This window comes from Pseudomonas sp. CC11G (genome assembly GCF_056174845.1).
Genome location: NZ_JBWBZC010000001.1, coordinates 365,536 through 390,661 on the forward strand (window position 1 = coordinate 365,536; position 25,126 = coordinate 390,661).

15 protein-coding genes and 3 pseudogenes are annotated in these 25,126 nt (G+C 62.0%); 16 read left to right on the top strand and 2 right to left on the bottom strand.

Features of this window, described 5'->3' with window-relative positions; translation table 11 throughout:
- Nucleotides 1–236: 236 nt before the first annotated feature.
- The 8 genes and pseudogenes from glnE (at nt 237) to AC0V2S_RS01830 (ending at nt 10,132) form a co-directional block, all read left to right on the top strand.
- A complete protein-coding gene (glnE, locus tag AC0V2S_RS01795) occupies nt 237–3,170 on the top strand; it encodes a bifunctional [glutamate--ammonia ligase]-adenylyl-L-tyrosine phosphorylase/[glutamate--ammonia-ligase] adenylyltransferase (RefSeq protein WP_475508249.1) in 2,934 nt (977 codons plus the stop codon).
- 94 nt (nt 3,171–3,264) lie between these two features.
- A pseudogene (waaF, locus tag AC0V2S_RS01800) lies at nt 3,265–4,298 on the top strand (lipopolysaccharide heptosyltransferase II).
- Nucleotides 4,298–5,298, top strand: a pseudogene (waaC, locus tag AC0V2S_RS01805) (lipopolysaccharide heptosyltransferase I). The pseudogenes waaF and waaC overlap by 1 nt, the downstream one beginning before the upstream one ends.
- Complete coding sequence (locus AC0V2S_RS01810) at nt 5,298–6,419, top strand: glycosyltransferase family 4 protein (RefSeq protein ID WP_475508250.1); 1,122 nt, start codon at nt 5,298–5,300, stop codon at nt 6,417–6,419. The pseudogene waaC and the gene AC0V2S_RS01810 overlap by 1 nt, the downstream one beginning before the upstream one ends.
- Complete coding sequence (gene rfaP / locus AC0V2S_RS01815) at nt 6,416–7,237, top strand: lipopolysaccharide core heptose(I) kinase RfaP (RefSeq protein WP_475508251.1); 822 nt, start codon at nt 6,416–6,418, stop codon at nt 7,235–7,237. Before AC0V2S_RS01810 ends, rfaP begins: the two co-directional genes overlap by 4 nt.
- Nucleotides 7,237–7,971, top strand: a complete 735-nt coding sequence (locus tag AC0V2S_RS01820) for a lipopolysaccharide kinase InaA family protein (RefSeq protein ID WP_475508252.1) — start codon at nt 7,237–7,239, stop codon at nt 7,969–7,971. The genes rfaP and AC0V2S_RS01820 overlap by 1 nt, the downstream gene beginning before the upstream one ends.
- On the top strand, nt 7,968–8,714 hold the full coding sequence (locus AC0V2S_RS01825) for a lipopolysaccharide kinase InaA family protein (protein ID WP_475508253.1): 747 nt from the start codon (nt 7,968–7,970) through the stop codon (nt 8,712–8,714). The genes AC0V2S_RS01820 and AC0V2S_RS01825 overlap by 4 nt, the downstream gene beginning before the upstream one ends.
- Nucleotides 8,711–10,132 (top strand): lipopolysaccharide kinase InaA family protein, encoded by a 1,422-nt coding sequence (locus AC0V2S_RS01830; RefSeq protein WP_475508254.1) that lies wholly within the window; start codon nt 8,711–8,713, stop codon nt 10,130–10,132. Before AC0V2S_RS01825 ends, AC0V2S_RS01830 begins: the two co-directional genes overlap by 4 nt.
- An 85-nt stretch (nt 10,133–10,217) precedes the next feature.
- On the opposite strand, the gene AC0V2S_RS01835 is transcribed toward AC0V2S_RS01830, so the two are convergent.
- Nucleotides 10,218–12,311 carry a TonB-dependent receptor family protein gene (locus AC0V2S_RS01835; protein WP_475508255.1) on the bottom strand — a complete coding sequence of 698 codons (2,094 nt, stop codon included), beginning with the start codon at nt 12,309–12,311 and terminating at the stop codon, nt 10,218–10,220.
- Between the two features lie 260 nt (nt 12,312–12,571).
- Here AC0V2S_RS01835 and AC0V2S_RS01840 point away from each other — a divergent pair.
- The 6 genes and pseudogenes from AC0V2S_RS01840 (at nt 12,572) to AC0V2S_RS01865 (ending at nt 21,816) form a co-directional block, all read left to right on the top strand.
- Nucleotides 12,572–14,979, top strand: a pseudogene (locus AC0V2S_RS01840) (glucose/quinate/shikimate family membrane-bound PQQ-dependent dehydrogenase).
- Nucleotides 14,980–15,605: 626 nt separating this feature from the next.
- Nucleotides 15,606–17,363 (top strand): carbamoyltransferase family protein, encoded by a 1,758-nt coding sequence (locus tag AC0V2S_RS01845; protein ID WP_475508256.1) that lies wholly within the window; start codon nt 15,606–15,608, stop codon nt 17,361–17,363.
- The gene (locus AC0V2S_RS01850; RefSeq protein ID WP_475508257.1) at nt 17,347–18,465 is read left to right on the top strand and encodes a glycosyltransferase; all 1,119 of its coding nucleotides are present in this window, start codon (nt 17,347–17,349) and stop codon (nt 18,463–18,465) included. The genes AC0V2S_RS01845 and AC0V2S_RS01850 overlap by 17 nt, the downstream gene beginning before the upstream one ends.
- A complete protein-coding gene (locus AC0V2S_RS01855; RefSeq protein WP_475508258.1) occupies nt 18,462–19,721 on the top strand; it encodes a capsule biosynthesis protein in 1,260 nt (419 codons plus the stop codon). Before AC0V2S_RS01850 ends, AC0V2S_RS01855 begins: the two co-directional genes overlap by 4 nt.
- A complete protein-coding gene (locus tag AC0V2S_RS01860; protein ID WP_475508259.1) occupies nt 19,718–20,824 on the top strand; it encodes a capsular polysaccharide export protein, LipB/KpsS family in 1,107 nt (368 codons plus the stop codon). The genes AC0V2S_RS01855 and AC0V2S_RS01860 overlap by 4 nt, the downstream gene beginning before the upstream one ends.
- A gap of 164 nt (nt 20,825–20,988) precedes the next feature.
- Nucleotides 20,989–21,816 (top strand): lipopolysaccharide core biosynthesis protein, encoded by an 828-nt coding sequence (locus tag AC0V2S_RS01865; RefSeq protein WP_475508260.1) that lies wholly within the window; start codon nt 20,989–20,991, stop codon nt 21,814–21,816.
- Here the strand turns inward: AC0V2S_RS01865 and AC0V2S_RS01870 are convergent.
- Nucleotides 21,786–22,400 (bottom strand): lipopolysaccharide kinase InaA family protein, encoded by a 615-nt coding sequence (locus AC0V2S_RS01870; RefSeq protein WP_475508261.1) that lies wholly within the window; start codon nt 22,398–22,400, stop codon nt 21,786–21,788. The two genes, AC0V2S_RS01865 and AC0V2S_RS01870, sit on opposite strands and share 31 nt — an antisense overlap.
- 35 nt (nt 22,401–22,435) lie before the next feature.
- On the opposite strand from AC0V2S_RS01870, the gene msbA reads away from it, so the two are divergent.
- Nucleotides 22,436–24,229 (top strand): lipid A export permease/ATP-binding protein MsbA, encoded by a 1,794-nt coding sequence (msbA, locus tag AC0V2S_RS01875; RefSeq protein WP_475508262.1) that lies wholly within the window; start codon nt 22,436–22,438, stop codon nt 24,227–24,229.
- The gene (locus tag AC0V2S_RS01880) at nt 24,226–25,125 is read left to right on the top strand and encodes a GNAT family N-acetyltransferase (RefSeq protein ID WP_475508263.1); all 900 of its coding nucleotides are present in this window, start codon (nt 24,226–24,228) and stop codon (nt 25,123–25,125) included. The genes msbA and AC0V2S_RS01880 overlap by 4 nt, the downstream gene beginning before the upstream one ends.
- Nucleotide 25,126: the final 1 nt, after the last annotated feature.

Consider the following 25,126-nt stretch of genomic DNA (forward strand, 5'->3'; position numbering starts at 1 on the left):
AGAATCGAAAACCTTGTGTTCGTTGCCGGCCTTATGGGCGGGCACGTAAATTCTTGGATTTACCGGAGGTAGGACCGGCCGCGTGTAGTTTTACTACAAATCGACGGAGGTTTCAGCCCTTGGGACACATTCTTTCGTAGTAAAACTACATTGTGTACACATTAGAACGAAAGAATCGCGACAATCCGGGGCTTCCAGCGGGTTGTACGCCGATCAGCAGTTCAACAGGATAGATCATGAACCTGCCGTCGCTTGTCGAGTTGCCGTCCTCGCTTCAGTCTTTTGTCCTTCGCGCCGAGCAGTCGTTCCGAGCGGCGCTCGGCGATGCCGCTGCCCAATTCGATGCCTGGCCCCCCGACCGCCTCGACGCCTTCAAGCGCGTCGTCGGCGCCAGCGACTTCGTCAGTGAACAAGCCGTACGCGACCCGCAGATGCTCATGGCCCTGGCCGCCAGCGGCGAGCTGGACCGCCCGCTGCAGCCGGGTGAGCTGCGCGAACAAATGGCCGCCGCCCTGGCCGAATGCACCGACGAAGCGCAGCTGGGTCAGGTGCTGCGCCGTCTGCGCAACCGTCAGCAGGTGCGCATCATCTGGCGCGATATCAACCGCCAGGCTGATTTGGCGCAGACCTGTCGGGATCTTTCCGATCTCGCCGATGCCAGCATCGACCTCACCTACCACTGGTTGTACCCCCGCCACTGCGAGCAGTTCGGCACACCTATGGGCCGACGCAGCGGCGAGCCTCAGCACATGGTTGTGTTGGGCATGGGCAAGCTGGGGGCGGTTGAGCTCAATCTGTCGTCGGATATCGACCTGATCTTCGCCTACCCCGAAGGCGGCGATACCGAGGGTGTGAAACGCTCGCTGGATAATCAGGAGTTCTTTATCAAGCTCGGTCAGCGGCTGATCAAGGCGCTGGATGCCATTACCGTCGACGGTTTCGTGTTCCGCGTCGACATGCGCCTGCGCCCGTACGGCTCGGCCGGTTCGCTGGTATTCAGCTTTAACGCGTTGGAGCAGTACTACCAGGACCAGGGCCGCGACTGGGAACGCTACGCCATGATCAAGGCGCGCGTGGTCGGCGGTGACCAGGCTGCCGGCGCGCAATTACTCGATATGCTGCGCCCCTTCGTGTACCGCCGTTACCTCGACTTTTCCGCCATCGAAGCGCTGCGCGCCATGAAACTGCTGATTCAGCAGGAAGTGCGGCGCAAGGGTATGTCGGAGAACATCAAGCTGGGCTCCGGCGGCATTCGCGAGGTGGAATTTATCGCTCAGGCCTTCCAGCTGATCCACGGCGGCCGCGATCTCAGCCTGCAACAACGCCCGCTATTAAAGGTGCTTAAAACGTTGGAAGGGCAGGGTTACCTGCCGCCCGCCGTGGTCGCTGAAATGCGCGATGGCTACGAGTTTCTGCGCTACACCGAACACGCTATCCAGGCCATCGCCGACCGCCAGACCCAGATGCTGCCGGACAACGACGACGAGCGCGCCCGCGTCGCTTTCATTATGGGCTTTGATACTTGGGCCGCGTTCCATGAGCGCCTGATGTACTGGCGCGGCCGCATCGAATGGCACTTCCGCCAGGTGATTGCCGACCCCGACGAAGACGAAAACGGCGAGGCCGACCTGTGTGTCGGCAGCGAATGGCTGCCGCTGTGGGAAGATGCGCTGGACGAAGAAAGCGCCTGCCGGCAGTTGGCCGACGCCGGTTTCGCCGACCCGCAATCGGCTTGGCAGCGCCTCGCCGGCCTGCGCAGCGGCAACCAGGTGCGCGCCATGCAGCGCCTGGGCCGCGAGCGGTTGGATGCCTTTATTCCCCGTCTGCTGGCGCAGGCAGTCGAACATGAAAACCCCGACCTGGTGCTGGAGCGCGTGCTGCCGCTGATTGAAGCGGTGGCGCGGCGTTCGGCGTACCTGGTGCTGCTCACCGAAAACCCTGGGGCCTTGCAGCAGTTGCTGACGCTGTGCGCCGCCAGCCCGTGGATTGCCGAGCAGATCAGCCGCTTCCCGCTGCTGCTGGACGAACTGCTTAATGAAGGGCGCCTGTTCAAACCGCCGTTGGCGCCAGAGCTGGCCGCCGAATTGCGCGAACGCCTGACCCGCATTCCCGAAGACGATCTGGAACAGCAGATGGAAGCCCTGCGCCACTTCAAGCTGGCGCATCGGCTGCGGGTGGCGGCGTCGGAAATCTCCGGCGCATTGCCACTGATGAAAGTGAGCGACTACCTGACCTGGCTGGCCGAAGCCATCCTTGACCAGGTGCTGGCCCTGGCCTGGCGGCATACCGTGGCCAAGCACGGCACACCGCAACGCGCGGATGGCGGGCTGTGCGATCCGGACTTCATCATCGTCGGGTACGGCAAGGTCGGCGGCATCGAGCTGGGCCATGGCTCGGACCTCGACCTGGTGTTTATCCACGACGGCGACCCGCAGGCCGAAACCGATGGCGCCAAACCCATCGACGGCGCGCAGTTCTTCAATCGCCTGGGGCAGCGGATCATTCACTTGCTCACCGCGCAGACCAACTCCGGCCAGCTCTATGAAGTGGATATGCGCTTGCGTCCGTCCGGTTCTGCGGGCCTGCTGGTGAGTTCGCTGGGCGCTTTCGAGCGCTATCAAGAGAACGAAGCCTGGACCTGGGAACACCAGGCGCTGGTGCGCGCCCGGGTGCTGGTGGGCAGCGAGCGGGTGGGTGCAGCGTTTGAAGGTGTACGTGCCAAGGTGCTCGGCAAAGCGCGGGAATTGGACAAGCTGCGCGTTGAAGTCAGCGAGATGCGCGCCAAGATGCGTGACAACCTCGGCAGCAAGCAGACCGCCGCCGGCACCGGGCAAAATGCCTTCGAGGCCGCAGCGCCGTTCGATCTCAAGCAGGATGCCGGTGGTATCGTGGATATCGAATTTATGGTGCAATACGCGGCCTTGGCGTGGTCCGGCGCGTATCCGCCGCTGCTGCAATACACCGACAACATTCGCATTCTGGAAGGCCTCGAGCGCCTGGGCTTGTTGCCCGCCGCCGATGCCACGCTGCTGCAAGAGGTCTACAAGGCCTACCGTTCCGCTTCGCACCGCCTGGCATTGCAAAAGCAGCCCGGCACCGTGAGCGGCGAGCAGTTCCAGCATGAGCGCCAGGAAGTGATGCGCATCTGGCGCGAACTGGGGCTTAGTTAACCGCCCCGGGTCCACGTAGCTGGCAGACTGAAAAAATTGCATTTGGCAGTGACAGGGAGGCTTAAACGCCTCCCTGCTCATTTGCGGAGTTTGAATGAACATACTGATCGTAGGGCCAAGCTGGGTAGGCGACATGGTGATGGCGCAGACCCTGTTCCAGTGCCTGAAACAGCGCCACCCCGACTGCCAAATAGATGTGCTGGCGCCCGACTGGAGCCGGCCGATTCTCGAACGCATGCCCGAAGTGCGCAAAGCCCTGAGCTTTCCCCTGGGCCATGGCGCGTTGGAATTGGGTACGCGGCGGCGTATCGGCAAGTCGCTGGCTGGCCAGTACGATCAAGCCATTCTGCTGCCCAACTCGCTCAAGTCTGCGCTGGTGCCGTTCTTCGCCGGTATCCCCAAACGTACCGGCTGGAAAGGCGAGTTGCGCTACGGCTTGCTCAACGATGTGCGCAAGCTCGACAAAGAGCGCTACCCGCTGATGATCGAGCGCTTTATGGCCCTGGCTTACGAGCCCGGCGCCGAGCTGCCGCAACCTTATCCACAGCCCAGCCTGCGCATCGAGCCGCAAAGCCGTGACGCGGCGTTGGCCAAGTTCGGCCTGACACTCGATCGTCCGGTTTTGGCCCTGTGCCCCGGCGCCGAATTCGGTGAGGCGAAGAAATGGCCTAGTGAGCACTACGCCAAAGTCGCCGAGCTGAAAATTCGCGAAGGCTGGCAGGTGTGGTTGTTCGGCTCAAAAATGATCACCCGGTGGGTGAGGCTATTCGAGCTCGTCTGATTCCGGGCCTGCGTGAAGAAGCCCATAACCTTGCCGGCGAAACTTCGCTGGCCGAGGCAATCGATCTGCTGTCCTGCGCCACCGCAGTCGCGTCCAACGACTCGGGTCTGATGCACGTGGCCGCCGCACTGAATCGCCCGCTGGTGGCCATCTATGGTTCCACCTCGCCCGGCTTTACCCCGCCGTTGGCCGAAAAAGTGGAAATCGTGCGCCTGGGCATCGAGTGCAGCCCGTGCTTTGACCGCACCTGCCGCTTTGGCCACTACAACTGCCTGCGCGAACTCAAGCCGCGGCCAGTGGTGGGAGCCCTGGCGCGTCTGGCGCCCGACCCGGTCGAGGTCGATTGATGCGGGTTCTGCTGATCAAAACCTCGTCGCTCGGCGATGTGATTCATAGCCTGCCGGCGCTGACCGACGCGGCCCGCGCCATTCCGGCATTCAATTCGACTGGGTAGTGGAAGAGGGCTTTGCCGAGATTCCCGCCTGGCATCCGGCCGTGGCCCAGGTGATTCCGGTGGCCATCCGCCGCTGGCGGAAAAACCTCTGGCAGACCTTCAAGAACGGCGACTGGAAACGCTTCAAACAGCGTCTCGGTGAAACCAAGTACGACCTGGTGATCGACGCCCAGGGCCTGTTGAAAAGCGCCTGGCTGACCCGCTACGTGCAGGGTCCCATCGCCGGCTTCGACCGCGACTCGGCGCGCGAGCCCATCGCCTGCCGCTTCTATGACCGCACCTATCACGTGCCGCGTGAGCAACATGCGCTGGAGCGCGTGCGCCAATTGTTTGCCCAGGCACTGGACTACCCGCTGCCGGCGGGAATAGGTGACTACGGCTTGAACCGCGCGCAACTGGCCGACCCCAACGCCCCGCCGTACCTGCTGTTTCTGCACGGCACCACCTGGGCCAGCAAGCACTGGCCGGAAACCTATTGGCGCAGCCTGGCCGAGCAGATGAGCGAATTGGGTTACGCCATTCGCCTGCCGTGGGGCAGCGATGCCGAGCAGCAACGCGCCGAACGCATTGCCGCGGGGTTGGAAAACGCCGTGGTACTGCCCAAATTAAACCTGGCGGGCGTAGCGAAGGTGATCGCCGGGGCGCAAGCCTGTGTGGCGGTGGACACCGGCCTCGGCCATCTGGCCGCCGCGTTGGATGTGCCAACTATTTCCTTGTATGGCCCAACCTTGCCGGGCCGCGTCGGCGCTTATGGCCGCTCGCAGATTCACCTGTGCGCCACCGGCCCGAATGCCGGTTTGGGCGATCGCGATAAACCCTGTTTCGATGACCTGCTGCCCGAGCGTGTGGCCACCGAGTTACAAGCCCTGCTACTGGCGCCGGAGACTGTGTGATGCAACTGGCTTTTGTTCTGTACAAGTACTTTCCCTTCGGCGGCCTGCAGCGCGACTTTATGCGCATCGCCCTGGAGTGCCAGCAGCGTGGCCACAGCATTCGCGTCTACACCCTGATCTGGGAGGGCGATATTCCCCCCGGTTTCGAAGTGTTGGTGGCGCCGGTCAAAGCCCTGTTCAACCACCGCCGCAACGAAAAACTGCTGGCCTGGGTGCAGGCCGACTTGGCCAAGCGCCCGGTGGACCGCGTAGTTGGCTTCAACAAAATGCCGGGCCTGGACGTGTACTACGCCGCCGACGGCTGCTTTGAAGACAAAGCACAAAACCTGCGCAATGCGCTGTACCGCAAGTGGGGCCGCTACAAGCACTTCTCCGATTACGAACGCGCGGTGTTTGCCCCGACGGCCAAGACCGAAGTACTGATGATTTCCGAGGTTCAGCAGCCGCTGTTCGTCAAACACTACGCCACCCCGGCCGAGCGCTTTCACTTGCTGCCGCCGGGCATCGCCCCGGACCGTCGCGCGCCGGCCAACGCCGCTGAAATTCGTGCCGAATTCCGCCGTGAGTTCAACCTGGCCGATAGCGATTTGTTGCTGGTGCAGATCGGCTCCGGTTTCAAGACCAAGGGTCTGGATCGCAGCCTGAAGGCCGTGGCCGCGTTGCCCAAAGAATTGAAAAAACGTACGCGCCTGATCGTTATTGGGCAGGACGATCCCAAGCCGTTCCTGTTGCAGGTCGCGGCATTGGGCATCAGCGAGCAGGTGCAGATTCTCAAAGGCCGCAGCGATATTCCACGCTTTCTGCTCGGCGCCGATCTGCTGATTCACCCGGCCTACAACGAAAACACCGGCACCGTTTTGCTTGAGGCCCTGGTGGCCGGTTTGCCGGTGCTGGTCACCGATGTTTGCGGTTACGCCCACTACATCGAAGAAGCCGATTGCGGCCGCGTGGTGCCCAGCCCGTTCCAGCAGGAACAACTGAACAACACCTTGTTGGCCATGCTCGAAGACGACGCCCAACGCGCCACCTGGGCAGCCAACGGCCTGGCGTTTGCCGACACGGCGGACCTCTACAGCCTGCCGCAGCGCGCTGCCGATGTGATTCTGGAGACCCGCGCGTGAAGCTGATGCTGACCGAACCCTTCAAACGCCTGTGGGCCGGGCAGGACGCCTTCGACGCCGTCGAGCGCCTGGACGGCCAGGTGTACCGCGAGCTGGAAGGCCGCCGCACTCTGCGCACCGAAGTCGATGGCCGTGGCTACTTTGTGAAGATTCACCGCGGCATTGGCTGGGGCGAAATCTTCAAGAACCTGTTTACCGCCAAGCTGCCGGTGCTCGGCGCCGGGCAAGAGCTGAAAGCGATTGAGCGGCTGACCGAAGTGGGCGTGCCGACCATGACCGCCGTGGCCTTTGGCGAGCGCGGCAATAATCCTGCGGCGCAGCATTCCTTTATCGTCACCGAAGAGCTGGCGCCCACCGTCAGCCTCGAAGACTTCAGCATCGATTGGGTCAAGCAGCCGCCCGAGCCACGCCTCAAACGCGCGCTGATTGCCGAAGTGGCGCGCATGACCGGGATGATGCACCACGCCGGGGTAAACCACCGCGACTGCTACATCTGCCACTTTCTGCTGCACACCAATAAACCGGTGACGGCCGATGATTTCAAGCTGTCGGTCATCGACCTGCATCGCGCGCAAAGCCGCGAGAAAATCAGCCGCCGCTGGCGCGACAAAGACCTCGCCGCCCTGTACTTCTCAGCGCTGGATATCGGCCTGACCCAACGGGACAAACTGCGTTTTTTGCGCAGCTATTTCCTGGCGGCCAAAGGCACCTGCAACCTGCGCCAGATTCTGCGGGAAGAGGCCGAGTTGCTGGCCTGGCTAGAGCGCAAGGCGGCCAAACTGTATGACCGCAAACAACGCTATGGGGACGCGCTCTGATGGCGTCGTGGCACCTGGAACCGCACTACCAGCACCTCGCCGCCGACTTCGGCAGCCTCGATGCCGTGTTCGCCTTGACCGGCGAACGCATGACCCGCGACCCGGTGTCCGAAGTCATCCGCATCGAGCGTGACGGCGTCAGCTATTACGTCAAACGCTACCGCAGCGCCGGCAAAGGCTTGCGCCCGTATCTGGGCCGTTTGCGGGTACGCAGCGAATGGCAGAACCTCAAGCGCTTCGCCGAGTGGGGCTTGCCCACCGCCGAAGTGGTGGCCCGTGGTTACGAGCGCGCCAAGGGCGCCTTCGTGCGCGGCGCGATGATCACCCGCGAGTTGCCCAATACGGACGACCTCGGCCGCATGGCCAAAAAAGGCGACGCGCGCTTGCAGGATGCAGCCTGGGTGGATGGCATCAGCCGCCAGCTGGCCCACGGCACGCGGACCATGCATGACAACCATTTCACGCACAACGATCTAAAGTGGCGCAATTTGCTGGTGAATGAGCAGGGCAAGCTCTTCTTTATCGACTGCCCCAACGGCGCGTTCTGGCGCGGCTTTGTGTTGCGCTACCGGATCATCAAAGACCTCGCCTGCCTCGACAAAGTCGCCAAGTACAAGCTGTCCAACACCCAGCGCCTGCGCTTTTATCTGCAGTACAGCGGGCACGCCAGGCTCAACCAAGCGGACAAAAAACAGATCCGCAAGATCGTGAAATTTTTCGAGGGTCGGGAATGAAGGACTTTATCGCCGCCGAGGACCGCGCGGTGCTCGCCGCTCACCAGCTCGATACCTTCGACGCCCTGTGGGCGCTGGAGCTGGAGGCGGTGGACGAGCCCAATACCGAGCGCGGCGGCTACAGCACCGTGTCCCGCTTGGTGCTCGGCGAGTCGGCGTATTACCTCAAACGCCAGACCAACCACCTGACCCGCAGTGTGATGCACCCGTTCGGCGAGCCGACCTTTGCCCGCGAACTGCGCAATATCGAGCGCTACCAGAAGCTGGGCATTCCCGCGCTGCACGCGGCGTTCTTCGCCCAGCGCACGGTGGACGGCAAGCACCAGGCCATTCTGCTGACCCGCGCCCTGGACGGCTGGCAAGACCTCGACCATTGGTTGCGCGACTGGACCAGCCACAGCGAAGCGCAGCGTATGGCGATTCTGCAGGCCTGCGGTGAACTGGCTAGGCGGCTGCACGCAGCCCATCAGATGCATGGCTGCTTCTACCCCAAGCATATTTTTCTGCGTGAGTCGGCCACAGGCTTTGACGCGCAACTGATCGACCTGGAAAAAACCCGGCGTCTGGTATTCGGCAAACGCGACCGCATCAAAGACCTTGAGCCGCTGCTGCGCCGCGCCAGTAGCTGGAGCCAGGAAGAAGTCTGGCACCTGCTGCTCGCCTACGTCGGCGACAAAGGCGGCGCCAGGGGCTGGAGCAAACGCCTCGGAGCGCGCAGCGCCCACAAGGCTTCGCGCAAATGAACCTGGGCCAGCTTCGCGATGCCGGTCGTACGCCGGAACTGCCGCTGACCCTTCAGGTAGGTGGTGAGACGTTGAGCCTGCATACCTTGCTGCGGGTGTTGCCGGGGCAGCGTTATGTCGGTGTGGCCGAGTGGCAAGGCCGGCAGGTGCTGGCCAAGTTGCTGGTCGGCGGCAAAGCCGAGCGGCATTTCAACCGTGAGTCCAAGGGCGTGCATCTGCTCGCCGACCAAGGCCTGTTGACCCCGGCATTGCTGGCCGAAGGGTTCATGGCGGGCGAGGGCGGTTGGCTGCTATTCGACTACCTCGATCACGCACAAAGCCTTGGCGATGCCTGGCGCGCCGTGGAAGGCGAAGCGCCTGCGTCAGACGCTCAACAACAGGTGCTGGCTCAGGCATTGGCCGCCATCGCCCAGTTGCACAGCAAAGGTTTGTGGCAAGCCGACCTGCACCTGGACAACCTGCTGCAACAAGACGGCGCGCTGTACCTGATCGACGGCGGCGGCGTGCAAGCCCAGGTGCCCGGCCAGCCGTTGGGCCGCGATGAAGTGCTGCGCAACCTCGGCGTGTTCTTCGCCCAGCTGCCCGCCAACCTCGAACCCTTTCTGGAAGAGCTGCTGATTCACTACCTGCTGGCCAATGGTGAACACGCGCTGCCGCTGGAAAAACTGCTCAGCGAAATCGCCACTGTGCGCCGCTGGCGGGTACGCGATTACCTGAAAAAAGCCGCTCGTGAATGCAGCCTGTTTAGCGCCCGCATCGGGGCGTTTGGTTTGCGTGTAGTGCGCCGTGAAGCCGAGCCGCGTTTACAGGCGTTGCTGGCTGAGCCAGACGCTGCCATCGAGGCCGGCCATCTGTATAAAACCGGCGGCGCGGCGACCGTGGCGCGGGTTGAACTGAACGGCGAGCCGCTGGTGGTCAAACGCTACAACGTGAAGAATTTCGCCCACTGGCTAAAGCGCTTCTGGCGCCCCAGCCGCGCGTGGCACAGCTGGCGCGAAGGCAACCGCTTGCAGGTGCTAGGCATCGCCACGCCGCAACCGCTGGCCGTGATCGAGCGCCGCTGGTGCTGGCTGCGCGGCCGCGCGTATCTGGTGACCGCTTACTGTGGAAACGAAGACCTGATCGCCCGTTTCTCGCCGTACCTGAACAGCACGCCGCCGGACAGCGAACTGCTGGCGCTGGACCAGCTGTTTGCCGCGCTGATTCGCGAGCGCATCAGCCACGGCGACTTCAAAGGCCATAACCTCTTTTGGCACCAGAACCAGTGGACGCTGATCGACTTGGATGCCATGCAGCAGCACGGCACTCAGGGCAGTTTCGCCAAGGCGTATGCGCGGGATCGGGCGAGGTTTCTGCGTAATTGGCCAACGGACTCGGCGCTGTACATGTTGCTGGATCAGCGGTTGCCGACGGTTTAGAACCGTAGGATGGGTAGAGCGCAGCGAAACCCATCGATTCGCGTAACGATGGGTTTCGCCTATGGCTCTACCCATCCTACGGCGATCAGTCGAACTGGTAGGAAACCCCGGCGCCGGCATACCAGCTGCGGCCTGGGGCGGCTTCGTAGTAACGGCTGTTGCCGTCGCCCACAATCACCGAGCCTACATATTCCCGGTCCAGCAGGTTATCCAGCCGCACTAGCTGGTGCACGGTCCACGAGCCGTAGTGCTGCTCAAACCGCGCCCGCCAGTTGAACACGCTGTAGGCAGGCGCTGGCTTGGCGGTGTTGCTGTCTTCCACATACACCTTGCTGCGGTACAGACCTTCGATGGCGGTGCTGATGCCGTCCAACGGCTGCCAATTGAGTTCGGCGAACAGCGTGGTGCGCGGCACGCCGGGGAGGTCGTTGCCGCTGTCGATGGTTCGGGTGCCGCTGACAAAGCTGGAGTCGTACTGCGCCGCCAAGTAGGTGTAGGCGAGGTTAGCGGTCCACTGGTCATTGAGCTGGCTTTCCACACCGAGTTCGAACCCGCGGCGCTGAGTGCGGCCGGCGTTCTGGTAGCTGGTGCGGCCATTGCTGTTGGCGAACACCACGATCTCGTCGTCGGTGTTGATCTGGAAGACCGCCGCGTTGACCCGCGTCGCATTGCCCAGCAGGGCTTTGAGCCCCAGTTCGTACTGGGTGCTGGTCGATGGATCGAGGTTGTAGTTCACCCCGGCCACATTGTTTGGCGCATAGGCCAGCTCGCCCTGGGTCGGCGTTTCAAAACCACGGCCCACGCTGACGTAGCCATTGAGTTCCGGGGTAAAGGCATAACCCATGCTCACGGCCGGGTTGGCTTGTTCGTAACGGCGGTTACCGCTGTCGTCGCCGTTGACCAGGTAGTGGTCGTCTACATCGATTTCCACGGTGCTGTAGCGCAGGCCACCTTGCAGGGTCCAGTCGCCAAATTTCCAGGTGGCTTGGGCGTACGGGTCGAGGCTGGTGGCGGTGTCTTTTTCGTCGCGGCGCAGGGCGCCTTTTACACCGAGCTGGTTGCCGACAAAGTTCTGGTAGCCCTGGCGGTCGTCTTCGCTCTGGTCGTAATCCAGGCCGAATACCAGGTCGACGTCGCCGACCGGCTGCAGCCAGCGCAGGCTGCCGCCGTAGAAGCGGCGGTCGAAGGCCACCACGCCGCCACCAAAGTTGTTGTTGGCCGGTGTGCCTTTGGGAATCGACAGGTACTGAATCACGCTGCGCTTGCCGGTGTAGGCCGTGGCTTGCAGCGTGGCGTCGCCGAAGTAGCGCTCGTAATTGGCGCCCACTTGCTGGTGGTCGATGCTTTTGCGTGTGTTGTAAATCTCGGCATTGGCGGTCACCGAACGTGGGTCCGCCTTATAAGCCTCCCAGGTCTGCCCTAGCGGATCCTGCGTGCCGTTCTGCTCCAGACTGCTGTAGATCAGCGCCAGCTTGCTGTCGGCATCGGGCTTGAGGTTCAGCTTGGAAAACGTCTGGTCGCGCCGCGCGGCGCTGTGGTCGCGGTAACCGTCGGTGTCCATGCGCGAGGCGTCGAGCAGAAAACCGGCGTGTTCATTGGCGCCCTCGGCGCTCAGGTGGTTTTTGTTCAGGCCGTCGCTGCCGAAAATCGTCTCGGCGCCGATTTTTGGCGGCCCGTCGGGGTCGCGGGAAAAGACCTGAACCACGCCGCCAGCATTGCTGCCATACAGAGTAGAAGCCGGACCGCGCAGCACTTCGATGCGCTCGGCGGTATCCAGATTGAAGGTGGCCGCCTGGCCCTGCCCATCGGCAGTACTGGCCGGAATGCCGTCGCTGATCAGCTTGATACCGCGCACACCAAACGCCGAACGGGCGCCAAAGCCACGGGAAGAAATCTGCAGATCCTGTGCGTAGTTCTGGCGATTTTGTACGACCAAGCCGGGCACTCGGTTAAGGGCTTCCGAGGCATTAATACCTAATTGCCCGTCACTGATCTGCTGACGATCTACGCTATCTATCGAAAAGGGCAGGCTGAAACTGTCGCTGGCCTGGCGTGAGCCGCTGACGACCAGTGGGTCGAGCGTCACGGAAGTGGCTGGCGTTTCGGCGGCAGTGGCGCCGGCAGCAGCAAGCAAGGTGAGCAGTAGGGGGTAGCGCGGGAGTGGGTTCAATACATTCATCGCCGGCGTTATACAGGTCAGAAATACCGCTGCGGTCGCGGGCTGAGCATAGTGGGCGATTATCGACCACAAAGTCACCCCTCGTAGGACCGCTCCAGCGCTGGGTTTGCGCCTGGATGGAAGTAACCAACTGGTTAATACCCTACTGCCAGCAAGGTGTAAGGCAGGGGAATGCGCGGCAGAATCCGCGCCCTTTACGGTGGCTGGCAACCTGCCAGTGCTTCACCGGTGCAGGTTGAGCAAGCAAGAGGATAGAACGGATGAAAGACGCATTGGCCGTAGACGGGCGTCGCCCGGGGGGCTTGGCACGTGGGCTGTTGGTAGTGGTCGGGGTGGCGATTGCCCTGGTCGGTTTGTACCTGGCCGGCGGCGGCGCTTACCTGGCCGTGTTGGGTGGCAGTTGGTACTTCGTGCTGTGTGGCTTGGCCATGGTGGGTGCCGGCGTGCTGATCGCCAAAGGCAACCCCAACGGTGCCTGGCTGTATGGCGTGATTCTGCTGCTGTCGGTGATCTGGGCCGTGTGGGAAACCGGGTTTGAATTCTGGCCGCTGGTGTCGCGTCTGTTCGTCTTCGCCATCATCGGCCTGGTGGTGACGCTGCTCTATCCGACCTTGCTGCGCGTTTCTGTAGAACCCCACGACGGCGACGGGCGTGGTGCCTATGTGCTGAGCGGCCTGCTGTTGGCGGCGATTGTCGCCACCTCGTCCTATGCGTTTGTGCTTGAGCCAATTGTGACGGCCGATAGCGAGGCGGCGGTAACGCCGGTCGCCAAGGGCCAGGAGCAGAAAGACTGGAAACACTGGGGCAACAGCACTCACGGCGACCGCTTCGCTGCGCTGGACCAGATAAACAAGGACAACATCAACCAACTGCAAGTGGCCTGGACCTTCCGCAGCGGCGACCTGCCGCAAAGCACCGGCTCCGGCGCCGAAGACCAGAACACTCCGCTGCAGATCGGCGACACGCTCTACCACTGCACCGCTTACGGCAAGGTATTCGCCATCGATGTGGACAGCGGTAAAGAACGCTGGCACTTCGACCCCAAAGGTTCAGCGCCGAACTGGCAGCGTTGCCGCGGTCTGGGCTATTTCGAAGACACAGCGCCAGTGGTTGCTGCCGACGCCGGGGCCGTTGCCGCACCGGTGGCCTGCGCCAAGCGCATCTTTTTGCCGACCATCGATGCTCGTCTGATTGCCATCAACGCCGAAACCGGCGAACCGTGCGCCGACTTCGGCAACCAGGGCACGGTCGATCTGAAAACCGATATGGGTGAAGTCAAAGACGGCTACTACCAGCAAACTTCGACGCCGTTGGTGGCGGGCAATGTGGTGGTGGTTGGCGGCGGGTGGCGGACAACTTCTCCACCAACGAACCGCCAGGCGTGGTGCGCGCGTTCGACGTGCACAGTGGCGAGCTGGTGTGGGCCTGGGACCCGGGCAACCCGCAGACCACCAAGCGCCCGCCGGAAGGGCAGACCTATACGCGGGGCACGCCGAACGTGTGGTCGGCCATGGCCTATGACGAAAAACTCGGCCTGATCTACCTGCCAACCGGCAATGCCACGCCGGACTTCTGGGCTGGTGAACGTACCGAGCTGGACGACAAATACAGCTCCTCCGTGGTGGCCGTAGAGGCTGCGACCGGCGCCATCCGCTGGCATTTCCAGATGACCCACCACGACCTGTGGGACTTCGATATTCCGGCGCAACCGCTGCTCTACGATGTACCGGACGACTCCGGCGGCACCCAACCGGCGCTGGCGCAGATCACCAAACAGGGCGAAATCTTCCTGCTCAATCGCGCCACCGGCGTGCCGATTGCCAAGGTGGATGAGAAACCTGTGCCGCAAGGCAACGTACCCGGCGAGCGTTATTCGCCGACGCAGCCGTTCTCGGTGGATATGCCATCGATTGGCAACCAGCAGCTGTATGAAGCCGATATGTGGGGCGCCACGGTCTTTGACCAGTTGCTCTGCCGAATTCAGTTCAAAGGCATGCGCCATGAAGGCGTGTACACGCCGCCGGGCCTGGACCGTGCGCTGCAATTCCCGGGCTCCTTGGGGGGCATGAACTGGGGCAGCGTGTCGGTGGACCCGACCACCAACTACATGTTCGTGAACGACATGCGCCTGGGCCTGGCCAACTACATGATCCCGCGCGAGAAGATTGCCGCCGGCGCCAGTGGTATCGAGATGGGCGTGGTGCCGCAAGCGGGCACCCCGTTCGGCGCCATGCGTGAGCGCTTCCTGTCGGTGGCCGGTATTCCGTGCCAGAAACCGCCGTTTGGCACCATGTCGGCCATCGACCTGAAAACCCGCAAGCTGGTGTGGCAGGTGCCGGTCGGTACGGTGCAGGACACCGGGCCGCTGGGCATCAAGATGCACCTGCCGATTCCGATTGGGATGCCAACGTTGGGCGCTTCGATGGCTACGCAGTCGGGCTTGCTGTTCTTCGCCGGCACCCAGGATTTCTACCTGCGTGCGTTTGATAGCGGCAGCGGCAAGGAAGTGTGGAAGGCGCGGTTGCCGGTGGGCAGTCAGTCGGGGCCGATGACGTATGTGTCGCCCAAGACCGGCAAGCAGTACATCGTGGTGAGTGCCGGTGGTGCGCGGCAGTCGCCGGAGCGGGGAGATTATGTGATTGCTTACGCGCTGCCGGAAAAGCCCTGACCGTGCATCTATGACGGGAAGCCGGTCGTCAATTCGAAGGTGGGCGGGGTTGTCTTAAAAACCTCGCAGGCGAATAATCCACCCCACGAAGCGACTGACCGGATGAGATTGAGCGCTTCCCAGCTGGTGCAAACCAGTGCTCGCGCAAGGCGGGCCTAAGCGAAAGCTAGTGGTGTCCGGGTAGCTGGAAAAACAAAAAGGCGCCTCGGCGCCTTTTTTGTTTGCGGTGGAAAGCGATCAGCTGCGCGTCGGCCGGGCTGCGTTAAAAAAGGTTTTTGAGTGCTCATGGGCTACAGCCCACTGCGCTTCAAAAACCTTTTTTGCCTTGCGCGGCTCTAGCTCGCTCGATCTCGATGTGTGGCAGGCGGCAATCGCCAAATCAAAAGCATCGAGGCTGAAGCCTCTCCTACAGGGAGAATGCTTTTTGTCGGAGGGGTCGGCCGGCGCTCCGGGTTAGCTAAGATTCCTGCAAACACCGGTTCTGGAACACCTCGCCCCACCACGCTCGCACCCAGCGCAACGCACCGGCTATAATCCCCGGCTTTATCAGGCAGCCCATTGATTTCCCGGCCTGTCGTCCGACTTTTCGCGCAGGCTTAGCCCCGCGTCGTTGCAAGAGGTTTCCCGTGGCATTGACGATTCTCGGCCTTTCCGGCGCTCTCAGTCATGATCCTTCCGCTGCCCTGTATATCGACGGCAAGTTGATCGCGGCCGCCGAAGAAGAGCGCTTCGTACGCGACAAGCATGCCAAGAACCGTATGCCCTACGAGTCGGCCAAGTTCTGCCTTGAGCAGGCGGGCATCAAGCCGTCCGATGTCGATGTGGTGGCCATTCCGTTCGCCCCCATCAGCCTGTTCGGCAAGGCGCGCTGGCATTACGCCAAGCGTTACTGGTACGCGCCGGACCGCGCGCTCGACGCGCTTCTGATGGGTAACCGCCGCTACAAGCGCTACCGCAACAAGATCGTCTGGTGCCTGGAGCAACTGGGTTTCGACCCGAAAAAAATCAAGATCGAGCCGGTCGAGCACCACCTGGCCCACGCCTCCAGTGCTTACCACTGCTCGGGCTTTACCGAAAAGACCGCGATCATGGGCATCGACGGCAAGGGTGAGTACGCCACCACCTTTTTCGGTTATGGCGAGAACGGCAAGATCCACAAGATCAAAGAGTTCTTCGACCCGGATTCCCTCGGCGGCCTTTACGGCGCGATCACCGAGTTCCTCGGTTTCGAGATGCTCGACGGCGAATTCAAGGTGATGGGCATGGCGCCGTATGGCGATGCCAGCAAGTACGATTTCTCCCGCTTGGCCAAGTTTGAAAACGGCGAGCTGATCATCAACACCGAGTACGCCAACGTGATTGGCCTGCGCCGCTATAAAGAGAACGGCAAGGGCTTCTACTTCTCGCCCAAGCTGATCGAGTGGCTGGGCCCGAAACGCGAAGGCGATATCGCCGACGACCCGTACATCCATTACGCCGCCAGCATGCAAGCGCTGTTCGAGAAGCTGGCGCTGCAGATGATGGATTACTACCTGGGCGACATCCTCAAGGAAACCGGCAAGATCGCTTTCGCCGGCGGTTGCGCGCTGAACGTCAAACTCAACCAGCGCATCATTGCTCGCCCGGAAGTGAAGGAGCTGTTTGTGCAGCCGGCTTCCGGTGACGCCGGTACTGCTGTTGGCGCCGCGGCGTATATCTCGCACAAGCGCGGTGTGCCGGTCGAGAAGATGGAGCACGTGTACCTCGGCCCTTCGTATTCCAACGAAGACGTGATCGCCGCCTGCGCCCGTCACCCGAGCAAACCGAAGTTCAAGCAGATCGAGGAAATGCCGCAGCGCATCGCCGAGATCATGGTCGCCGGCAACCCGGTGGCCTGGTTCCAGGGCCGCATGGAGTTTGGTCCGCGTGCGCTGGGTGGTCGTTCGATCATTGGTTGCCCGAGCATTGCGGGCGTCGCCAACCGCATCAACGAGCAAATCAAGTTTCGCGAGCGCTGGCGCCCCTTCTGCCCGTCGATGCTGGATACCGTCGGCCCGCAGATGATCAAGGTCGACCACCCGGCACCGTTCATGACCTTCACCTTCGAAGTGGCTGAAGAATGGAAAACCCGTGTGCCGGAAGTGGTGCACGAAGACGGCACATCGCGTGCCCAGGTGCTCAAGCGCGAATACAACCCGCGCTACTACGACATGATGAAGGCCCTGGAAGGCCTGACCGGCAACGGCGTGTCGCTGAACACCTCGCTCAACCGCCGCGGCGAACCGATGATCTGCTCGCCGACTGACGCGCTGAATATGTTCTTCGGGTCGGATCTGCAGTACCTGATCATGGAAGACATTTTGGTGATCAAGGAAGGTGCGGAAGGGTATGACGCACTCAACTGAACTGCGTGTTCTGCAGTTCTGCCATGGCTATGACGGGCCGTTTCTCGACTGCGCCCGTCAGTACGCCAGCCTGTTCGACGGCACGCCCTACAAAGTCACCACGGTCTACCTGACCGGCGAACCGAGCGCCGCTGTGGAAGCGGGCTCGGGTTCGGACGAGGTGATTTTTCTCGGCTACCACAGCGCCGATGTGCGCGGCCTGAAGCTGGCAGCCATTCGCGATATCAAGCGCATTGCCCGCCAACGCCCGTTTGCCTTTTGCATCGCCCACCGTTTCAAACCGGTGTATGTGGCGTTGCTGGGGACGGACCTGCCGGTGATCGGCGTGCACCATGCCTTTGGTGACTACCGCCGCCGTTCGCGCTTTCTGTTTGCCAACTGGTTCAAGCGCCGCCTGAGTGTGCTCGGGGTGTCTGACGCCGTGCGCGACGACATCCGCGAGTCGCTGCCCGGCTGGCCGGCCGAGCGTATTGAAACCTTGTACAACCGTGTCGACCTGGCGGCGATTCAGGGCGAGCTGCTCAGCCGTGAGCAGGCGCGTGCCGAGCTGGGCTTGCCCGCCGATGCCTGGGTGGTCGGCAACGTGGGGCGTCTGCACCCGGATAAAGACCAGGCCACCTTGCTGCGCGGCTTTGCCCAGGCGTTGCCGCAGCTGCCGGCCGGCAGCCTGTTGGTGATCATGGGCAGCGGCAAGCTCGAGGCTTCGCTCAAGGCCTTGGCGCAGGAATTGGCCGTGGCCGAGCGCGTGCGGTTTCTCGGTCAGGTGCCCCACGGGCGTCGGTATTTCCGGGCCTTCGATGTGTTTGCCCTGAGTTCCGATCACGAGCCCTTTGGCATGGTGTTGCTGGAAGCCATGGCCGCTGACGTGCCGGTGATCTGCACCGACTGTGGTGGTGGCGTGGAAGTGGTCGCCGGCGTGGGGCTGTTGTTTCCCCTCGGGGACGCTGCTGCTCTGGCTCAACAACTGGTGCGTCAGGCCGCGGAAGTCGAACGCTTGCCCGAGTGCCGTGAACGCATGACCGCCCGCTTGCGTCAGCGCTTTACCGACGAGGCCGTACGCGAGCGCTTCTGGGCGTTGCCGATGATGGCCGGACGACCATGACCTCGGGCAGTTGGGCCGCCCGCGCCCGCGCGCTGGACCGTTACCGCTGGCAGTTGCTGCGTGAGCGTTATGGCGCAGTGGGCAGTGCCATCCGCTTTGCCCGCGAAGCCCTGGCTGATTGGCGCTTCGGGCTGAATGCCAAACGGCATCTTGCCGCCCAGGTGGTCGCCGAGCCGTGCGACATTCTGCTGCTGCAGTCGGCGCCCAAGGTTATCGCCTTTGCCCGCAAGAAATGGTTTATCCAGGCCCTGCGCGAGCGTGGCCACAACTTGGTAGAAACCGCCTTGCAATCGCCCAAGGTCGTGTGCCGCCAGCGCCTGCTGCAACAGCCGCCGCAACCGGTGCCGCTGCGTTACTTCGGGTATGCGGCTTATGCCCAATGGCTGGTCAGTCATCATCAGCCTGGCGTGCTGCTCAACGACCGCAATGGCAGCTTGTATTCACCGTTTCTACGTCTGGCCATGAAGGCCCTTGGCCGGCCGCTGGTGCAGCTGGCCCATGCGTCCACGGTGGAAAGTTCGCGGCGCCTGGGCATGAACGACTACGACTTCTACCTGCTGTTTGGCCGCAGTTCGCTGGAGGCGTTGCAGGCCCGTACCCTGCGCTTCGGCGACTCGACGGCGGTGATGGCCGGCTCGCATATGATCGACAGCGCCTACGATCTGCCGCCCGCCGACGGCGAACAAAAACGCCTGCTGGTGCTGGGCGTGGGGCCGGACAAGGAAAAGGAACCTGGCTACCAGCGCACCTACGATTTGCTGCGCGACTGGTCGGCGGCCAATGCTGATTGGCAGGTGCTGATCAAGCGTCACCCACGCAGCCAGGCCGGTTACTGGCAGACAGCGGTCGAGCAACTGCCCAATGTGCAATTGCTGGCCGCCGACTGCTCATTGGCCGAGGCGCTGGGGCAGGCCTCGGTGGTGGTCAATATCATGTCCAATGCGGTGATCGAAGCCGGCTTGGCGGGGCGGCCAGTGCTATACGTCAACCTTAGTGATGACCCGGACATCTTCGCCCAGGAACGCTTTTTCGGCCCGCGCATCGACTCGCTGGCCAGCCTGCAAAACGGCGTCTCGGCTATTGCAGCTGACTACCCCGCGCACGTGGGCGCGGCCCGCGCGTTCGCCCTGTTTCACCTGTCCCATGGCTCCCGCGGCCTTATGCAGAATGTGCGTGTTCTCGAATGCCTGCTGCGCGGCGAACCGCTGCCGGCTGACATCGAATGCGCTCCCTTGAATGGCACGGATCGACCATGACCAATTTTCTGTTTTTCTCCCTGGCCAAGCACCAGAGCATTTACTTTCAGCGCCTGCTCAACGAGACGGAAGTCGACGGCAAGGTGGTGGTGCCCAAGCAGATGCCGTGGCCGCGCCCCTGGCAGTTGCCGTCGATTATTTCCCGTATCGACTGGGCGCATGTGGTGGAAGAAAAGTGCCAGGAGCGGCGGGTAAAGAACAAGTACGAAGGCGGCCTGTACCGCTTGTTGCTGCGCGTGGAAATGGCCTGGATGGCGTTGCGCGCCAATGCCCTGCTCAAGCGCGAACAGCCAAAAAACCTGGTCATGTGGAACGGCTCGCACCGCTACTGCCAGCTGTTGCGCGCGCTTAAGCCCGCAGAGTGCGGCACCTTCTTTTTTGAAAACGGCCTGCTGCCCGACACCACCACGCTGGATGCCAAGGGCGTGAATTTTCATAATTCGGTGCCGCGTGATCAGGCGTTCTACCTCAACTACCCGGACGCCAGCGACGACGACCAGGGCGACGTGGTGCTGATTCCGCGTAAACCGCGGGTCAGCGACCTGGTGCCCATCGAACTGCCGGCGAGCTACATCTTTATCCCGTTCCAGGACGACCGCGACACCCAGGTGCGCCTGTTCTCACCATGGGTCGGCAATATGCGCGAGCTGTTTGCCCTGGGCGAACGCCTGACGGCAGAAACCGGCAAAACCGTGGTGTTCAAGGAGCACCCGTCCAGCCGTGAGGTGTACCCGGACCTGCATCAACGCACCCACGAGCGCTTGCTGTTCGCCAACGGCAACGCCACCCAGCAATTGATTGAGCAGAGCGATTTCGTCATCACGCTTAACTCCACCGTGGGGTTGGAAAGTCTGCTGTTGGGCAAGCCGGTGCTGACGCTCGGCCAGGCGTTCTTCAATGTGCCGGGCGTGGTGATGCATGCGGATTCGGCCGACGAACTGCTGGCCGCCGTTAACAACTTCCCGAACTGGTCGCTGGATGAGCGGGTAAAACGCAATTTCCTGCGCTACCTGGCCCATGACTATTGCATCAAAGGTGGCTGGCAAAACGCCGAACCCGAACAGTTGCAGCGGGTTGCTCGGCGTCTGTTGGGTAAAGGCTGACCGAAGCCGCGGGCTAGACGCTGGCGTCGCTGTCGATGGCCGGATTTGCCTCTGCCGGCGGGCGGGTTGGCTAAAAACAACCTGAACCCCTCGCTGTAATATTCCTCGTAAATCATGGAGATGCATCGGAAGTCGATGCGTCGGCATGTTGAGGAGCGCCTGGGATGGGCGAGTTCTACCTTTCTAATAAGACGGTACCGTTCGAGAGTTTCGAAGCGGTCCGCAACAGTTGCTCGGGGCCTGTATTCATCGTGGCGTCCGGGCCTTCCACCAAAGCCTTTCCGCTGGAGCAATACGGGCAGTACCCGATGATTGCGCTGAATGGCTCCATCTGCCGGTTCACCTCGTGCGGCATGGCCCCGGATTACTACCTGTGCGACGACAGCAGTTTCGTGCGCAACCGTTTGCCGTTGATGCTGGATGCCGTCAAACACGCGCGTCATCTGTTGCTGTCGCCGCGGGTGATCGAGACCTTGTTGGGCACGGTGCCCGATGCGTTGGCCGGGCGCTCGGTGTTCCGCGTTGAGCGGGCCGGGCGTTGCGATGAAGCCAACCGCCAGCTCAGCCCCCGGCAGTTCGCCCGGGCGACGCGCACCGATGACGATATCGAGTGCAACTACTCCTGGCTGCGTCAGAAACCCAACCGCATCGGCTTTAGCCGCAACCTGCAAAAGGGCTATTTCAACGCCCGCACGGCGCCCTACGCGGCGATTCAATTGGCGTATCACTTGGGGTTCAACCAGGTGTTTCTGGTGGGGCTGGAGCTGAGCGCCAATGCCGGGCGCTTTTATGAGGGCGGTGAGGCGGCGGTGCCCAGCCGGCTTGATGGCGATTTCGATGAATACATTCTGCCGAGCTTCCAGCTGTTGGCCGAGCGGGTGATCAAGCCGCAGTTTCAGGTGTACAACCTGTCAGCCAAAAGCCGCCTGCCAGAGCGGGTGATACCGAAAGTCGCCTTGGATCAGTTGGACGCCTTGCTGGCCCGCGCATAAGCGGCCAGCAGTTCTTCCCAGGGGAAGCCTTCGACCTTGCGCCGCTGCAAATAGCCGCGCAGGTGTTCGAAGTTGCGCCGCACCAGGTGCTTGCCCAGCGGTGCGCGTTTGAAGCGCATATCCAGAAAATCGATCAAGCCGAAATTGCCGTCGGCCGTCAGCAAAATATTGCCCAGGTGCAGCGAGCGGAAGTAGATACCGCGCTGGTGTAGCTGGTGGATATACGCGCCCAGCTGCTGCAGCAGAGCCAGAAAGCGCGGCTTGTCGTTGCGAAACAGGCCGTCCAGTGGCTCGCCCGGCAAGGGTTGATACAGGCAGGCGCTGACGGCTTTTTCCCGGTCAATCCACACGCATTCATCAATCACCGGGGTGGCAATGCCGGCCTGTTGCAGGCGTTGGGCATTGCGGCGGAAACGCTGCGCCGAGGGCAGCAGGCGGGCCAGCATTGGCGTGCGGCGGCTGCGCATAATCTTAAGCAGGCGGCCATCGGCCAGGCGCACAACCTTGGGGCCGAAACTGTCTTTTTCCAGAAGCTCGCCGTGGCTAAGCCAATCTTGTAATTCGTTCGCTGCTACAATCCGCATCTTTTCTCTCAAGCCAGTCGTATGAGGCGTGCCGAATGGCCAAAACCAGTGAGCAATCCAGTCTAAAAGTCTACTTGCGACTGCTCAAGTATGTGCTCCCGTACTGGGGGGCTTTTGCTATCAGTATCGTGGGCTTCGTGATCTTCGCGTCCAGCCAACCGATGTTGGCAGACATGCTCAAACACTTTCTCGAAGCGCTGGACCCAGCCAAAGATGCCAAGTTTTTTGGCGTTTCCTTGGCCCTCGGCGTGCCGATCCTGATTGTACTCATTGCCATCTACCAGGGCATAGGCTCATTTCTGGGCAACTACTACCTGGCCAAAGTTTCCCGCGGCCTGGTGCATGACCTGCGCGTGGCGCTGTTCAACAGCCTGCTGACCCTGCCCAATCGCTACTTCGACAACAACAATTCAGGCCACCTGATTTCGCGCATCACCTACAACGTGACCATGGTCACCGGCGCCGCTACCGACGCCATCAAAGTGGTGATTCGCGAAGGCCTGACCGTCGTGTTCCTGTTCGGTTACCTGGTGTACAGCAACTGGAAGTTGACCATGGTATTGCTCGGCATCCTGCCGATCATTGCCGTGCTGGTGACCACTGCCAGCAAGAAATTCCGCAGCCAGAGCAAGAAGATCCAGGTGGCCATGGGTGATGTCACCCATGTGGCTTCCGAGACCATTCAAGGCTATCGCGTGGTACGCAGCTTCGGCGGCGAAACCTACGAGAAGCAGCGTTTCCTCAGTGCCAGCGAAGACAACATGAATCGCAGCCTGGGCATGACCCGCACCCAGTCGATCTACACACCGAGCCTGCAACTGGTCATCTATATCGGCATGGCGGTGCTGATGTACCTGGTGCTCTACCTCCGTGGCGATGCCTCGCCGGGTGAGTTGATTGCCTACATCACCGCGGCCGGCCTGTTGCCCAAGCCGATTCGCCAGCTGTCGGAAGTCAGTGCCACCATTCAAAAAGGCCTGGCCGGTGCGGAAAGTATTTTTGAACAGCTTGACGAAGAGCCGGAAATCGATACCGGTACTACCGAACTCGAGCGGGCCAGCGGCCACCTGGAAGTGCGCAACCTGACCTTCCAATACCCTGGCACCGACCGAGTCGTGCTCAACAATATTTCCTTTGTCGCCAAGCCGGGGCAAATGGTGGCGTTGGTGGGGCGTTCGGGTAGCGGCAAGTCGACCTTGGCCAACCTGATTCCGCGGTTCTACCACCACAATCAGGGCGAGATCCTCATTGATGGTCTGGAGATCGAAACCTTCCGCCTGACCAACCTGCGCCGGCATATCGCGCTAGTGACCCAGCACGTCACGCTGTTCAACGACACCGTGACCAACAACATCGCCTACGGCGACCTGGCTGGCGCGCCGTTCGAGTTGGTACGCCAGTCGGCCGAAGATGCGTACGCTGCCGAATTTATCGAGAAGATGCCCAAAGGCTACGACACGCTGGTGGGTGAGAACGGCGTGTTGCTCTCTGGCGGCCAACGCCAGCGCCTGGCCATTGCTCGCGCGCTGCTGAAAAACGCGCCGGTGCTGATCCTCGATGAGGCCACCTCGGCGCTGGATACCGAGTCCGAACGGCATATCCAGGGCGCCCTGGACAAAGTCATGCAAGGCCGTACCACGCTGGTGATTGCGCACCGCTTGAGCACCATCGAGAAAGCCGACCTGATTCTGGTGATGGACCAGGGTGAGATCGTCGAGCGCGGCACCCACGACGAGCTGTTGGCCCTCAATGGCTACTACTCGCGCCTGCACGCCAAGCAATTCAAGGACGGCGACGAAGAATCGGAAGTGGAAGCACTGCCGGCATGATCAACCGTGTGTGGCGGGGCTGGCGTGAACGCGGCTGGACCCCGATAGACGCCGACGCTTACGCCGCGGCCTGGGCCAGGTTCGGCGGTAGCGTGGCCACCCACCCGCAGGTGATCGAGCGCCTGGCCGGGCTGGCGAACATTCCGGTGCGCTATCTCGGCTGGTTGGCCGACGGCGAACTGGTCGCGGCCGTGCCGTGCTGGGGTCACCACCTGGCGCTCTCCAAAGACGTGCTCAAGGCTCGCGGCAAACGCGGTCTGTTTGACTTGGGCAACGCGGAAATCATTCTGCCGGTCGCCGAACACGCCCAAGTGCCGGTACGCCAGCGTATGCGCTATGTGTCCGAGCTGAATGCCGGGCGCATCAGCACTCTCAAGGCGCAGCCCGAAGGCTTGGCCCTGGCCCGCGCGCCGGAAGATTACTCAAAGAAGTTTCGCTACAACCAACGCCGCGAACAGCGCTTGCTGGAAGAAGCGGGCGGGGTGATTCGGCCGATGCTGGATCTGACGGCTGCCGAGCAAGCCACTATCTATGCCGATCTGTTCCAGCGCCGCTGGGGGTTTGAAGCCACCGGTAAGGAGCATCTGGCCGAGGTGTTTGCCCTGATGCGCGAATTCATGACCGGCTCGTTGATCTACCTGAACGACCTGCCCGTAGCGATTCAGGTGCTCTATCAGGTGCAGGCGCCTAGCTGGGTGAGCCTGGAATATATCAACGGCGGCGTGGACCCGCAGAACCGCGAGTTCAGCCCCGGCAGCGTGCTCAGTTTCGTCAATACTCAGGACGCCTGGGCCGCCGCCCGTGCCCTGGGCAAACCCCTGCGTTACTCCTTCGGCCGTGCCGACCGCGAGTACAAGGATCGTTGGTGCCACACCGTCCCGGTGTTTCAGGTTTAAG

Bases quoted from the DNA above. Each gene is read 5' to 3' on its own strand.
- AC0V2S_RS01855 (WP_475508258.1), top strand. From the start codon at position 18,462: ATGACCTCGGGCAGTTGGGCCGCCCGCGCCCGCGCGCTGGACCGTTAC.
- AC0V2S_RS01880 (WP_475508263.1), top strand. From the start codon at position 24,226: ATGATCAACCGTGTGTGGCGGGGCTGGCGTGAACGCGGCTGGACCCCG.
- AC0V2S_RS01860 (WP_475508259.1), top strand. From the start codon at position 19,718: ATGACCAATTTTCTGTTTTTCTCCCTGGCCAAGCACCAGAGCATTTAC.
- AC0V2S_RS01825 (WP_475508253.1), top strand. From the start codon at position 7,968: ATGAAGGACTTTATCGCCGCCGAGGACCGCGCGGTGCTCGCCGCTCAC.
- AC0V2S_RS01870 (WP_475508261.1), bottom strand. From the start codon at position 22,400: ATGCGGATTGTAGCAGCGAACGAATTACAAGATTGGCTTAGCCACGGC.
- AC0V2S_RS01810 (WP_475508250.1), top strand. From the start codon at position 5,298: ATGCAACTGGCTTTTGTTCTGTACAAGTACTTTCCCTTCGGCGGCCTG.
- AC0V2S_RS01835 (WP_475508255.1), bottom strand. From the start codon at position 12,311: ATGAATGTATTGAACCCACTCCCGCGCTACCCCCTACTGCTCACCTTG.
- glnE (WP_475508249.1), top strand. From the start codon at position 237: ATGAACCTGCCGTCGCTTGTCGAGTTGCCGTCCTCGCTTCAGTCTTTT.
- AC0V2S_RS01830 (WP_475508254.1), top strand. From the start codon at position 8,711: ATGAACCTGGGCCAGCTTCGCGATGCCGGTCGTACGCCGGAACTGCCG.
- msbA (WP_475508262.1), top strand. From the start codon at position 22,436: ATGGCCAAAACCAGTGAGCAATCCAGTCTAAAAGTCTACTTGCGACTG.
- AC0V2S_RS01865 (WP_475508260.1), top strand. From the start codon at position 20,989: ATGGGCGAGTTCTACCTTTCTAATAAGACGGTACCGTTCGAGAGTTTC.
- AC0V2S_RS01850 (WP_475508257.1), top strand. From the start codon at position 17,347: ATGACGCACTCAACTGAACTGCGTGTTCTGCAGTTCTGCCATGGCTAT.
- AC0V2S_RS01820 (WP_475508252.1), top strand. From the start codon at position 7,237: ATGGCGTCGTGGCACCTGGAACCGCACTACCAGCACCTCGCCGCCGAC.